The 13,699-nt window shown below is 36.6% G+C and carries 11 protein-coding genes; 3 read left to right on the plus strand and 8 right to left on the minus strand.

The features are described 5' to 3' along the window. Positions 1–27 precede the first annotated feature (27 nt). From H6F45_RS18150 to H6F45_RS18160, 3 genes are all read left to right on the plus strand, one after another. Positions 28–2,253 (plus strand): hypothetical protein, encoded by a 2,226-nt coding sequence (locus H6F45_RS18150; RefSeq protein ID WP_190348002.1) that lies wholly within the window; start codon positions 28–30, stop codon positions 2,251–2,253. A gap of 339 nt (positions 2,254–2,592) precedes the next feature. Then, positions 2,593–3,369 (plus strand): PIG-L family deacetylase, encoded by a 777-nt coding sequence (locus tag H6F45_RS18155; RefSeq protein ID WP_096570791.1) that lies wholly within the window; start codon positions 2,593–2,595, stop codon positions 3,367–3,369. A 96-nt stretch (positions 3,370–3,465) separates the two neighbouring features. Further along, positions 3,466–4,578 carry a glycosyltransferase family 4 protein gene (locus H6F45_RS18160; protein ID WP_190348003.1) on the plus strand — a complete coding sequence of 371 codons (1,113 nt, stop codon included), beginning with the start codon at positions 3,466–3,468 and terminating at the stop codon, positions 4,576–4,578. Positions 4,579–4,629: 51 nt separating this feature from the next. On the opposite strand, the gene H6F45_RS18165 is transcribed toward H6F45_RS18160, so the two are convergent. The 8 genes from H6F45_RS18165 to H6F45_RS18200 form a co-directional block, all read right to left on the minus strand. Then, positions 4,630–5,508: an aspartoacylase gene (locus H6F45_RS18165; protein ID WP_190348004.1), complete on the minus strand. Its 879-nt coding sequence runs from the start codon at positions 5,506–5,508 to the stop codon at positions 4,630–4,632. Between the two features lie 239 nt (positions 5,509–5,747). After that, the gene (locus tag H6F45_RS18170) at positions 5,748–7,181 is read right to left on the minus strand and encodes an O-antigen ligase domain-containing protein (protein WP_190348005.1); all 1,434 of its coding nucleotides are present in this window, start codon (positions 7,179–7,181) and stop codon (positions 5,748–5,750) included. Positions 7,182–7,247: 66 nt separating this feature from the next. Next, positions 7,248–8,180: a glycosyltransferase family 2 protein gene (locus H6F45_RS18175; protein ID WP_137666780.1), complete on the minus strand. Its 933-nt coding sequence runs from the start codon at positions 8,178–8,180 to the stop codon at positions 7,248–7,250. Further along, positions 8,098–9,300, minus strand: coding sequence for a glycosyltransferase family 4 protein (locus tag H6F45_RS18180; RefSeq protein ID WP_190348006.1), 1,203 nt, complete (start codon positions 9,298–9,300; stop codon positions 8,098–8,100). The genes H6F45_RS18175 and H6F45_RS18180 overlap by 83 nt, the downstream gene beginning before the upstream one ends. Positions 9,301–9,330: 30 nt before the next feature. Then, positions 9,331–10,317, minus strand: coding sequence for a glycosyltransferase family 2 protein (locus H6F45_RS18185; protein WP_190348019.1), 987 nt, complete (start codon positions 10,315–10,317; stop codon positions 9,331–9,333). A 78-nt stretch (positions 10,318–10,395) separates the two neighbouring features. Then, positions 10,396–10,734, minus strand: a complete 339-nt coding sequence (locus H6F45_RS18190; protein WP_347237749.1) for a glycosyltransferase — start codon at positions 10,732–10,734, stop codon at positions 10,396–10,398. 82 nt (positions 10,735–10,816) lie between these two features. Continuing rightward, on the minus strand, positions 10,817–12,646 hold the full coding sequence (gene hepA, locus H6F45_RS18195) for a heterocyst formation ABC transporter subunit HepA (RefSeq protein ID WP_190348007.1): 1,830 nt from the start codon (positions 12,644–12,646) through the stop codon (positions 10,817–10,819). 63 nt (positions 12,647–12,709) lie between these two features. Next, positions 12,710–13,654, minus strand: a complete 945-nt coding sequence (locus H6F45_RS18200) for a hypothetical protein (RefSeq protein ID WP_190348008.1) — start codon at positions 13,652–13,654, stop codon at positions 12,710–12,712. Positions 13,655–13,699 lie beyond the last annotated feature (45 nt).

Consider the following 13,699-nt stretch of genomic DNA (forward strand, 5'->3'; position numbering starts at 1 on the left):
TTGCCAATATGCAGCCATAGCAATTTTATGAAAAACAGATTCACTTCACAAATTCAAAAAAATCAACAACAGCTAATTCAAGTTATCAATAATGTAGTTAGGAGTAGGTACTGGCGACAAAATATAGCTTTCAAAATTTTACTGTCTGTCACTTGTAGCTTAATTGTCATCTTTGCGGGAATGACAATGGAAAAAGCCACAACTCAAACAGCTACAGCACCAGTATTTACTTATCAAACATCTTGGCTTGGTAATACTATTGGTAAGGGAGAACTAAGGGTACAAAACTATATAGAGGCGATGTATGTTACAGGAAATGGACTAATTTATACTAACAGCATTTGGGATGAAGCTGGCATGGAAGCAGCTATCTATAAAGATGGTAAAGTCATAGGTTTCCTAAAAGACTTGCATGGTTGGTATCGTCTTGGTGGGAAAGCGGTTACAGCCAATAGCAAATATATTTATGTTGCTATGAGACAGGGAGGAATGAGTAGTCAAAAAGAAGGTTATCCTTCTGAGGGTAAAACTTGGTACTGTGTGAGACGCTATGATTTAACGGGAAAACCTGCACCTTTTCCTGGGGGAAATGGCTGGGATAAAAGTATGTTAATTATCAGTGACAAAAGCGAAGTTACTGGTTTAGCAATTGTAGGTAATAAGTTATTTGTGAGTAATGCTGATGCCAACATTGTGCGTATTTTCAATACAGAAACAATGCAGGAAACGGGAAAATTTACTGTTAATAATCCCGGAGGAATAGCCGTTGATCCACGGGGAACTTTATGGATTATTCAAAATAAAAAAGGTAATACACCAGGGAAAATAGTTCATTATGACCAAACTGGTAAGAAATTACCCCAACAAATTGTAGATGTTGTTGATCCTACAGCGATCGCCATTTATAAACAAGATAGAATATTAGTAGCTGAAAATGGCATCCGGCAACAGGTACTAATTTACAACATCAAAAACCAACCTGTCCAGGTAGGAACTTTCGGAACTAAAAATGGAATTTATAGCGGTGTTCCTGGAGAAGTTCAAGACTTAAAACTTTATGGTATTACAGGCGTTGGTGCAGATAGTACCGGCAATTTCTATATCAACAATAATGGCTTTAATAATTCAGGAACAGATTTAAGAAAATTCTCCCCATCGGGAAAACTGCAATGGCAATTACTTGGTTTAATCTTTGTTGATAATGCCGATACAGATCCTAAAAGTGATGGTGTTAATCTTTTCACCAAACAAGAAGAATATTGGATGGATTACAGTAAACCAGCAGGTAAACAGTGGACATATAAAGCTTATACTTTAAATCCTTTCAAATATCCTCAAGATCCGCGTCTACATACATCCCCAGATGCTCCTATTTTCCGTCGCATTCAAGGAAAGCCTTTTTTATTTCTGACACATATGTTCGGAAGTATGGTGCAAATTTATCGTTTTGATCCAAAAACAGATGGTGAAATTGCTATTCCCGCGGGAATGTTTGTGGGAACTAATGATCAAGGTAAATCTATAAACGGTAATTGGCCTCCGTATCAACCAGCCAAAGGAGAATGGATCTGGCGAGATAAAAATGGTAATGGTGCATTTGATCAAAATGAATATGACAACAGTGAAGATTATCCCTACATAGGAGGTTGGTGGGTAGATACTAAAGGTGATATGTGGAAAACTTTGCGAACGGAAGATGGTATTCGCCATTATCCTTTACAGGGATTAGATAGTCAAGGAAATCCGATTTATAACTATCGTTCCATGCAAAAGGAAAAGACTCCTAGCTTCTTTAAAGATTTGCGAAGAATTGAATATTTTCCCGAAACAGATACGATGTATTTGTCAGGTTTTACTGTTGAACATCCTGCTATTGGTGATGATTGGGGAGCTGTCGGGTCAGAAATTGCCCGATTTGATAATTGGAGTAAAGGAAATCGCACTCCTAAATGGCGAAGTGTCATTCCTTATGACACCACTGGTAAACGAGAAATTGCTACCGCCGCTATGAGTGTAGCAGGAGATTATGTATTTACAGTGACATCTAAAACTGCGGAGGTTAATATCTATAATGCCACTACAGGCAAACTTGTAAGAAAATTTAGTCCAGGTCCAGAAGTTGGTGGAGAAAGTGGTTGGGTGGATATTCCCCACGGTATTCGCGCTTTTCGTCGTCGTAATGGTGAATATTTAGTGTTTGTGGAAGAAAATTGGAAAGGAAAAGTGATTATTTATCGTTTACCAATTTCCTAAAAATTAGGTTATCCAACTTATTGGATTTGGATTAAGTGTAAAAATCCAGCATTTAGGATTAAGTATGGGTTTAGCAATGCTAAACCCGTACATGAGTCAGAATATTTGCTCATTTGCCATCCAATAATGATTGTTAATGTGAACAAATAAAATTTTTTGGTGTGCTGATTCATGTACAATTTAATCTTCATAATCATAGAACAAATTTACAAAATCAATAAATCTAGCTGTTTTTATTTAAATATGATGATAATTAAGGCTTTGTACTTGTCCTTAATTTTCATAGGTTGAGACTCTGTTTAGAGAATAAATTAATAGAAGTAGAGGAAGTAAAAAAATATGCTAAAAACAACCTTGATGGAATTACAAAAATTAATTCCCAGCAATTTATTAAATACAGTCCAATATATTCATGCTAGTTTACTTGCAAAATTTATTTTAGGTTGGGGAAGTGAACAGTTTCAATTTAGTGAAGCTTCTGCAATGGTTTTTTCTCCCCATCAAGATGATGAAACTTTAGGTTGTGGTGGGATGATCGCTCGCAAACGGGAACAAGGAATAAAAGTAGCCGTCACTTTTTTAACCGATGGACGTGGTTCCCATGGTACAGATACAAATATTCAAAATCAAATTATTCAAATTCGTAAACAAGAGTCTTTAGAAGCATTAAGTATTTTGGGTATTTCTCCTTCAGAAATTCACTTTTTGAATAAAAAAGATGGCAGTTTACCAGATTTAAATCCTGAAGAAAAACAACAAACCATTGCACAGATTTCCGAACTGTTAAAACGTTATCAACCAGGAGAAGTTTATGTTCCTCACCGTAAAGATTGTCATAGAGATCATGAAGCTACATATTACTTGGTAAAAGAGGCGATCGCCCAGAGTGGAATTAAAGTCCAACTCCTACAATATCCTATTTGGGTATTTTGGAGAGCGCCCTTATTTATCCTCTTAAAATTCAATGATATTAAGTCAGCGTATCGCTTATCAATTACCTCAGTACAAGAAAAGAAAAAAAGAGCGATAGCTGCCTATCCTTCCCAAATGCAAACCCTACCACCAGGCTTTATCAAACGATTTTTATCTTCAGAAGAAATCTTCTTTCATAATTAATTCTCATGTATTGAATCAAAAGCTCAAAGCTAAAATATCAACATCTTTTGCCTGGTGAAATTTCTATTAACAACAACTGCCGTGGAGAACAAATAAATGCGTATCCTACACATTACGAACCATGTCCAAAAAATCGGTAACGGAATTGTCAATGTCGCAGTAGACTTAGCTTGTTTACAATCAAAACAAGGTTTTAAAGTTGCTGTTGCTTCAGCAGGTGGAGAATACGAAAAATTATTAGCAAATCATGAAATTGAGCATTTTCAACTCAATCAATCACGTACACCATTAAACATCATTAAAGCAGCTTGGCGTTATCGAGAAATTATCAAAGAATTTCAACCAGATATTGTTCATGCCCACATGATGACAGGAGTTGTACTGGCAGGAATTTTGAGAAATAATCATGAATATAGTTTAGTTTCCACTGTACATAATGAATTTCAACGTAGTGCAGTATTAATGGGATTAGCAGATCGGGTAATTGCAGTTAGTCATGCAGTAGCTGATTCTATGATCCGCCGTGGTATTCCTGCCGAAAAATTACGAGTAGTTGCTAACGGCACTTTAGGCAGTCCTCGACATCAAAAAATCCAAGATTATCAACCCATAAAACTACATCATCCAGCCATAACCACAGTAGCAGGAATGTATACTAGAAAAGGTATTGGTGAGTTAATTGCAGCCTTTCAAACTATTGCTACAGATTTTCCTCAAGCCCATCTTTATTTAGTAGGAGATGGACCAGACCGTGCTATATTTGAGAGCATGGTTAAAAACTGCGGTAAACTACGCAAACGTATTCATTTTGAAGGTTTCCAACCAGAACCCCAACGATATATGTTATCCACAGATATCTTTGTTCTCGCCTCACACTGTGAATCATTTGGTTTAGTTTTAACAGAAGCACGAGAAGCCGGTTGTGCCATTGTCGCTAGTGATGTAGATGGCATTCCTGAAACTTTAGATCATCGTCAAGCTGGTATTCTTATTCCACCCAAAGATAGCCAAACATTGGCTAATACCTTAGCGCAATTACTCAAAGATCCTCAACAATTACAAAGCTGGAAATTACGCGCCCAGCAAAATCTAGAAAGATTTAGTACCATGCGAGTAAGTGAGGAAACATTGGCTGTATACCGTGAGTTAACTAGAAAATATGCCGTCATCAACCCAATACAAATGAGAGAATTAGTAGTAGGTAAATAGTCATTAGTCATCAATATCCATTCATCTACCTTACCTATTCTCTATTTATTGCTATATATTAATCACTTCCTTTTGACTAAAATACATGGCAATTCCTTTTTCATAATAAGCAGCTTCATTGATAAAGAGAGGATACACAATAGACTCTCCCTCATAGAGAATTTCTTCATCTTCAAAAGTGAGAAAAATTGGATCACCAGGATGGAGAGGTTGATAATCTCTAAATTGAAGTTGGGGATGAATCATCGCTTTAATTTCCCCATCTTCATTTCTAGGATAATCAACCGCACCAATAGATTGATAAAGTGTCAGCGTGTTGTTATATTGGGGAATTTTCCCTTGGTTACATCCTTCAAAATAGTCCAACACAGCATAAATAAGTTGTTCTGTTTTTTGAAACAATTCCGCATTTAAAATACCTTGAGCGACAGCACCAACTTCTATAGCTAAACCTAATTCACTTAAAGAACGGAGAAAACCACTATTTCTAGGTTGTTGATGACTATAAACTTTTACCAAAGGATTAATTGCACTCAGATGAGCCGCCAAACGTAATAATAGGGGGTGCATATTACCTAAAATAATACATAATCCCATGTTGGCTGTAGTCGTATGTAAATCAATAATTGCATTTACACAATCTTGGTTTTGTGGTTGCAAAATTGCTTGAATTTCCCTAGCCCTTAATTCTTCATAAATAGAAATTTTGTCATCAGGTAAATTGTCTCCAGTAAAGCAACGATTTAAATCTTTATCAATGTATCTGCTTCCACTGGCAATAGCTTTAGGATTACCGAATAATGACAAAGTTTCAAAACTTGATCTCTGAATTAAATCTGGATATTTATGGAACTTTTTGATTAAATAAACTCCAATTAATTCATTACCGTGACTGCCTCCAACAATTGCCACACGATTGATTTGATTCATAATTACCTCATACATACAAAAAATGAAATTACTAAAAAGCAGCTAGATTATAATTAATTCAGCAAAAAATAAATTAGTTAAAAATCAGCCTTTTTTAATAAAACATCAAAATGATTATATAGCATGACGCGATTAAATTCCCGACTTCTCTAAGAAATCGGGAATTTTGTTCTTTACAAGAGAAACTTTGCGTTCTCTCCTTTGTTTACTGTTCAAGTTCTAAATCCTAATCCAATTAATTACATCTTCATTCCTTGCTGCTGATAGTATTTATGTGCTGCCATAGCCATAGCCAAAAATCCCCACATAATCATACCTGACACACTTAACATCCCACTATAAATAATCAACTGAGCGCAGGAACTGATCCCAATAGCACGAGCAGCACTGACAAAACTATCCAACTTTCCTTCAGTATGGTTACTAACACTAAAAAGCATTAATAACAACCCACCAAGATAAGGTATAGCACCGAACCAACCCAAAGTAAAAAACATATCTAAAATGCCGCTGTCAATTACAATAACTTCAATTTGTCCAGTTTTTTCATTAACTTTCCAGATATTTCCTAAACCATTACCAAGAGCAGTAGAAAGGGCTAAATTGAGATTTCGATCATAAGATTTTGATCTCTCCAGAAAACTAGTATCTTTTTGCAGATTAGAAAAACTTTCCAAGCGAGTAGTCACAACTTCAGAGATAGGTTCAATATTTAGCAATGGTACAACACACATAGCCATTACTAAAATGATCATAATTAAACGCATTTTAATTCGGGCATTTACCGAACCCAAAATTATAATTATTCCTAGAATCCAACCGCCCCAACTAGTACGTACTTGAGAAAGTAAAAATGACAAATACCCAACTGCGGAAGCAGGAAAAATTAATGGACCAGAACTGGTAAACAATAAAAGCAAGCCTGTTTGCATCACAGTACCAAAGGGACCTGGTGAGTGCAGTGTACTCCAAACTCGCATTCCAAAAGGTTCAGGATTACCAGAACTGGTAAACATTTTTGATTCTATTAGCCACAATTTATCCCACTCAGGAGCAACTACAAATTGATAGATTCCATAAGCTCCTGTGATTAAAACACACCATAAAAATACCCGCTGAATGTGTTGACGATAACTGGGATAATCTCGCCAATTCATAAATAAATGAAATGCAAAAAGAATGGGACTTAACCAGTCTAAAAGTCCGCGGATAACTGGAACTGGTTGATTAAAAATTAATCCCACTAAAAAACCGTAGATCACCCCGATAAAACCTAAAACAAAAGGTAAACCTCCTTGACGAACAGCACCAGGTAAATATTTGATAAAAGTGGTAATAGTCACAAATACCACTAAATAAGGTGCAAGCAGCATTTGCCGGGTGGGGTCCCAACCAATTCGATAGTCAACTAACCGAGTTAGGAATGGTGTGAGAAACCAAATCCACCAAGTAAAACCGATGTAAAGAATGGGATGACGCAAGTATAAAAATACTGCTACAAGCAAAGAGGAGGCAGGAAAAACCAAGCGTAATAAACTAGCAGCACCGCCAAAATAGCAAGTTGCTGTGAGCAAGATAAAGCCCGCAATGACTATCCAAGCTTGTGCTGATCTTTTTTCTGGGGAATAATTGGTTTGTAAAAAACTATTGAAAAGGATCTGTTTGGAAATCACTTTTTTGGTAATGGGTAATGGGTGATTGGAAAAAATTACGAATTACAAATTATCAATTATCAATTATCAATTATCAATTATCAATTTATTACTTTGCCATGCTTGCCAACGTCCCCGCAAAGAGGCTTGTAATTTTTTAGTGGCAATTGTGCCTTGACTGGGTAAAAATCTCAACCATTGTAATATTCCTAAACTATCCCTTGTCCCTATGAATACTGCCCAAAATAAAAAGATAATTCGGCGTAAAAGTGGTAAATGTTCTAATAAAACTAGGGTTTCATTATGAACTAAGTTAGTAAAGGCAATTTCATTAAAGTTTTCCCGCTGATCTTCATCAAAACGTTGGGCAGGATAGTGATCTACGGCAACGCTAGGATCATAAATAATTTTCCAACCTGCACGTTTGAGAGCTAGAGTAAATGCCATTTCAAAATGTACCTGTGCGCCAGTTCCTCGCATCCGTTGATCAAATCTTAATTTCCCCATTGCTTGGGTGCGAAAACTCATATTCACACCTTTAAGGACATCAACTTCACGAGGTTTTCCTACTCCTAAATGATGGTTGCCAATAACTCGCCCAAACCACTGTACACGCCCTACTCTTGAAGAAGAACCGTTTTCTATTTTCTCGCCTTGGTGTATCCAGTCACGTCCGCCCACAGCACCTATGCAACCATCGCTGTCAAAATGGGCAGTGATTTTTTCTAGCCAGTCAGGATGGGGAGCAGCATCATCATCAGTAATGGAAACTATGTCTCCGTTTACTGCTGTCAGTCCGGTGTTGAGAGCAGCTACTACTCCCGGTTGTGTAACTGTGACAATTTGCAATGGTAGGTTGTGGGGCGGAAATTCGCCCAGGAATTGCCATGTTTCCGTATCTGTATCCCGGACTACGACAATTACTTGATCAACTGGCTTAGTTTGGGCTTGCAGTGCGGTAAGGCAGCGTGATAAGTCCTGCGGACGGCGATAGGTGGGGATGAGAACTGTGTTCCTCATTTTGCATTAACTCTGTAAATAAGTCTAAATAGGTTTGTGCCATTATTGTCCAGCTATGTTGTTCAGCAATGGTGCGAGCAGCTTTACCCATTTGTTGGCGCAGTAGGCGATCGCTATTTAATAATTTCAAGGCATCAACTAAAGCATTAACATCGTCGCAGTCGGGTAAAACAATTCCACAATTTGGTGTTACTAAATCAGCTGCACCAGTGGTTTTGGCAGTGATCACTGGTAAGCCTGAAGCCATTGCTTCAATTATTACTAAGCCAAAGGGTTCATAACGGGAAGGAAATACAAAAAAATCCGCTGCTTGTTGCAGCAATGGCATATCACGGCGATAACCTAAAAAATGTACTCGATCACTTAATTTTAGTTCCGCGACCATCTGCGGATAAGGGCTATCTTTGGTGCCACCTACAACCGCTAAATGTAAATCGGGAACTTTAACTAAGGCATGAAGTACAGTATCTAAATTTTTGCGAGAAATGCGAATATCTCCGGCAAACATGGCTAATGTGACATTTTCTGGTAAACCTAATTTTTGCCTATTAGAAATACCTGGAGTAAATTCTTGTAAGTCTACACCATTAACAATAATGCGAATTTTATCACGGGGTACACCGATGTTAATTAATTCATTGGCCACTTTCTCAGATACAGCAACCACAACTTTGCTTTGACGGAAGGCTTTTTTTTCCCAATAAGAATTTATCCCTGTATATAGCCATTGATATAAACCATATAAATCTCGATGTTCACGAGAAATATGTACAGGCGATCGCCACCAAGAATTATGGACAAAATGTACTGCATTTACATCACTCGCACCTTTAGTAATTGCACCATTAACTTTAATTAAATCTACTTCATGGCGATGTTTACGTAACCAAGCACCACTTTTTTGAGCAAAGATAAAATTGCGAATAAATTCAGTAGGATATCCATTGACAGGAATTTTAATCCAATTTACCCGGCTATTTTCTGCTAGTTCGGGTGAGATTTCACTGGCTAATAATGTCAAATGATGACCACGACGAATGGCTTCTAGAGCAACTTCATAATTTACTCTGCCCTGACCATCACCTTTTTGAATTTTATGGGTAACAATGCAAAGTTTCACTAATAACCTCTCTAGTTAATTAAATGTTTATTAAACACCCAGTAATTTCTGCGTGAATTTGGGATGTGTAAAACTGAGAGTCAGAGCTATTAAAGTTCGCAAGTTAAATTTTTGTTTCTGTAATACTTGCCAAAAATAAGAACGTGCTGCTGTGGTTTGTTGATCTAGCATCAAGCCAATTCCTAAAGTTGTATGTGCTTCTAACCAGAGCTTTCTAAAATGTGAATGAAACTGTTGTAAACGCTTATCTTCCATAAAGGTTTGGTAACAGAAAATTTCACTTTTAGCTTTACGAATTTTTGCTTGAATATTCCGTCTACCACTGAGCATGGTATCAGTTTGTTCATGTTCCCGATAATATGTTAATTTTTCAGGATAATAGTAAACTCCATGTCCTGAGATACAACATAAGTAAGTTAAATATAAATCCCACATTCCCCCAACTTCTGAGGGAATCATATCCCAATTAATTAAATTATTGCGAATTACACAAGCTGCTGCTGTCGGTATACTTTTATCAACTAAGCCAATTTGTTGGAAATTTTCATGAATTCCATAAGCAATTTGATCACGCTTATAACTGCGGGAATTTTCTTCAGTTGCTGCTGGATTAATTTGACTTTGACCATCAATAATATATTGGTCACAGAAAGCTAAAATCAAATGAGGATTAGTTTCTAGATGTGGTACAAGTTTAGCTAAAAAATCCTGATGCCACATATCATCATCATGGAGACTAGCGACATATTTACCTTGTGCCATTTTCAAGGCATTCATTTGATTATTGAGCATTCCCACATTTTCTGGATGTCGCCAAAATCTGATCCGTGGGTCACAAAAAGATGCCACTAAATTTTCAGGATTTTCAGGACTACAATTATCAGAAACAATAATTTCAATGTTTTGATAAGTTTGGTTAACGGCGCTAGTAATTGCTTGTTTGAGGTATTCTGGGCGATTATAAGTAGGGATAATCACGCTAACCAGAGGTTCTGATAATTGAGAATTAATAGACATCATTATCACTCACTATATCTTCTAATTTTGCTGCTAATAATTTACTGTTGATCATGTAAATAATTGCTCTGATTCACATCAGAATTTCAATAAATTATTAAATTGATTTTTGAGACTTAACGGCTGTTGGTAAATTGTCTCTAAAAACCTTAATGCAGTAGGAACTGGACTATAATTTTCAATTGCCCATCTCCTTCCTTCTAAAGCAATTTTTTCTAAAATTTCTGGCTCATCAACTATTCTATCTATAGCAGCTGGTACGTTGTCTAAGTCTATGCCAATATAATGCCGCCAATTTTCAGGCATTACAGGAATATCAAGCCCATATTTGTCAAAATCCAAATGAAAAGTAACACATCCGGCTGCTAAAGATTCCCAAAATCGCCAACTATCCCACTGTACAATCGTGCTAATCATTTTTTTCCCTGTTGATTTAGTGAATTTTTTGACATCCCCTCAAAGTTGATTGGATAATTTATTACGAATTTATCCGCTTCTGTTATCTCAATTCATTTTGGATTTGATAGTATTGCCAAAATTTACCACGTTGTTGGATTAGATCGTGATATAATCCCTGTTCCACAATTTGTCCTTGTTCAATCACTACCACTTTATCTGCTTTAGCAATTGTGGAAAGACGATGGGCAATGACAATTACTGTTCGACCTATGGTAAATTTATCTAACAACTCTTGAATTACTTGCTCTGTAATTGAATCTAAAGCACTGGTTGGTTCATCTAAAATCAAAATGTCTGGATCTCTTACCAAAGCCTGAGCAATAGCAATCCGCTGTTGTTGTCCTCCTGATAATTGAATACCATCAGCACCAATCACAGTATCAAAACCTTGAGGTAATTGTTCGATAAATTCGAGAGCATTTGCTAGACGTGCAGCTTCTATAATTTCTGCCTCAGTTGCTGTTGGTGTTCCATAGGAAATGTTGTTGCGAATGGAAGTATTGAAAATAAATGTTTTTTGACTTACTATCGCCATTTTGCGGCGCAGAGAGTTAATTTCAAATTTTTGCAAATTCACACCATCTATGAAAATTCTTCCATCTATTGGCTCATAAAATCTGGCAATTAAATCAGCAAGTGTTGTTTTACCACCCCCAGATGCACCAACTAAGGCAGTCATTTTACCCTTTTCAATCGTCAGCGTAATATCTTTGAGTACCCTTTTATTAGGTTCATAACCAAAATTTACAGCTACTATATCTATGACTCGCTGTAATCCCCCAAATTGTAGATGACCGTTTTGAAAATAAATTTTATCCTCTGTTTTTAACAAGTCATTTATATTTTCTACGGCTCCGGCTTGGGTACTTAAAAAAGCTATCACTCCATTCAAATCCTGAGTCATTGGCACAAGGCGAAATAACACAAAGAAGAAAGTCAATAAGGCAGAAACCTGCATTAAGCCTGTCACCAGTGCCAAACAAATCATCGTGATCAAAATCAAAGTAGATAGACTCTCGGCTAGAGGTCTAACTATCAAAGAAACCCAATAAACTCTCTTCCAAGCCTTAACTATATTGCCACTGGCTTGATAATATCGTTGCTGTTCAAATTCTTGAGTAGAAAAGGCATGAACAGTACGTATACCTTCGATAAATTCTAAAGCCCTAGAAGTAAAATGATCATTAGCTTTAGTAATTGCAAAACTACGTTCTCTAATTTGTTTGTTTAATGTTGATAGTCCTACTGCTAAAAGACTAAATAATAAAACAGAAACTATTGAAAGTTGCCATGACAAGACAAATAATGAAATTGAATATACTATTAGGGTTAAACTTTTAGTGACTAAAAAAGCTAGTCCTCCGAAAATTTGTCTAATCCTCTCCATTTCAGTGGTGAGAGTATTAATCAACTCTCCAGAGCTTTTTTTACCAAAATAACTGAGACTTTGAGCCGCTAATTGTTCAAAGATGCGTTGACGAAGATTATCTACTAAACTTATTTCACTAAACTGGATGCAAATCTGTCCTAGATAGTTTAAAGATGCACGCAGACAAGTTGTGATAACGATTAAAGCAGATACCCGATACAATCGCTCCGTTGCTGAAGCATTAATTCCTAAAATTACAATATCAAACCAGTCAATTCCTGTTTTCACAGGTTCAGCACCTGGAGTAGTTAAGCTTTGCAGGAATACCAATAGGAAGCCTAAACCAAACCCTTCAAAACTAGCGGCTAAAGCGGAAAAAACTATAGCAAAAATAGCAGTAAATCGAAAGTGTTTAAACTCTCGTAATATTAACTTATGATTTTTCCAAAAACTTGTAGCTTTGAATATTTTTAAAGTTGTAGTAGGAAATTTAAAAACCATAAAAATTGCCGATGGGAATTTTGACACCTAACAGAAACATCAATCAAAATAATTTAAAAATCCTTACATGGGAGGGCGACGCATAAAACGACCAATAGCAGAGCCAACAAGAATTTCACATTTTTGCCAGAAGAATTTGGCTGTTGAATAGAGTTGAATAGGTGTTTGGCTATGTTGCCAATACAATTTATCAGTGATCGTGGGAGCGTTACCTTTTAAAGCACTGAGCATCAGTTTCTTGCGCCAAGGTTTCACATTTGGTACTGTGGCGTGAGACATGATAGTACCACCGGGGATAAAATCCATTCCATCAGGTCCGACGGTACTTAAAGGATCAGTATTTAGCATCAATGCTAAGTTTAAATAAGTCTGATCTCCATAAAGATAGGGATGATGATGAAAAGTATGATCAGCATAAAGATCCTGTAAATTTGCGTATCCTGACATCTCGCCTAGTTCTTCTAATTTCTGCCAAATTGTGAGGATAGATTTATAGTTTTTAGGGACACCAATAAAGCCACTATTGTAGTGATAATCTAACTCACGTTCACAAACAAAACCATTTTGATCGGCAAATTCTTTCCATGCTAGACGTTTAGGATGATTTGCCGGAACAAGATACCAAGAGTCACCACAAAGAGCAATTCCCCGACTCACCCAATTTTCGTAGAAATCCCATCTACACTTATTGACAATATCAGGATCAAAGTAAAACAATGCTTCAACATCTGGGCAATATTCTTCCCATAATTGAGACATAAAATCTGGCTTATAAAAACCTAGATGCTTTCGAGTTGTTAACTTCACAAACCGGATCGCGCAACCTTCAGCTATAGGAAACTCTTGATAACCATTTCCTGTTTTGAGAGACTTAGCCCAAGGTGGTAAATTACCACGATAACCAGCCCAAAATATACCTCTAAACCCGTGGTGATATAATGAATTTACTAACGCGCCTACACCATAGTGGTAGTCTTTTTCAAATACAGTACAAATTGCTGTTTTCATGAGGAAAATTATTTTTAAATAATGTACCTAATTCCTGTAGTTAGA

Source organism: Sphaerospermopsis sp. FACHB-1194 (assembly GCF_014696235.1).
GTDB classification, from domain to species: Bacteria; Cyanobacteriota; Cyanobacteriia; order Cyanobacteriales; family Nostocaceae; genus Sphaerospermopsis; species Sphaerospermopsis kisseleviana.

What these genes read in the sequence shown, in the direction of transcription:
- H6F45_RS18150 (WP_190348002.1), top strand. Translation starts at nt 28, where the DNA reads ATGAAAAACAGATTCACTTCACAAATTCAAAAAAATCAACAACAGCTA.
- H6F45_RS18155 (WP_096570791.1), top strand. Translation starts at nt 2,593, where the DNA reads ATGCTAAAAACAACCTTGATGGAATTACAAAAATTAATTCCCAGCAAT.
- H6F45_RS18160 (WP_190348003.1), top strand. Translation starts at nt 3,466, where the DNA reads ATGCGTATCCTACACATTACGAACCATGTCCAAAAAATCGGTAACGGA.
- H6F45_RS18165 (WP_190348004.1), bottom strand. Translation starts at nt 5,508, where the DNA reads ATGAATCAAATCAATCGTGTGGCAATTGTTGGAGGCAGTCACGGTAAT.
- H6F45_RS18175 (WP_137666780.1), bottom strand. Translation starts at nt 8,180, where the DNA reads ATGAGGAACACAGTTCTCATCCCCACCTATCGCCGTCCGCAGGACTTA.
- H6F45_RS18185 (WP_190348019.1), bottom strand. Translation starts at nt 10,317, where the DNA reads ATGTCTATTAATTCTCAATTATCAGAACCTCTGGTTAGCGTGATTATC.
- H6F45_RS18190 (WP_347237749.1), bottom strand. Translation starts at nt 10,734, where the DNA reads ATGATTAGCACGATTGTACAGTGGGATAGTTGGCGATTTTGGGAATCT.
- hepA (WP_190348007.1), bottom strand. Translation starts at nt 12,646, where the DNA reads ATGGTTTTTAAATTTCCTACTACAACTTTAAAAATATTCAAAGCTACA.
- H6F45_RS18200 (WP_190348008.1), bottom strand. Translation starts at nt 13,654, where the DNA reads ATGAAAACAGCAATTTGTACTGTATTTGAAAAAGACTACCACTATGGT.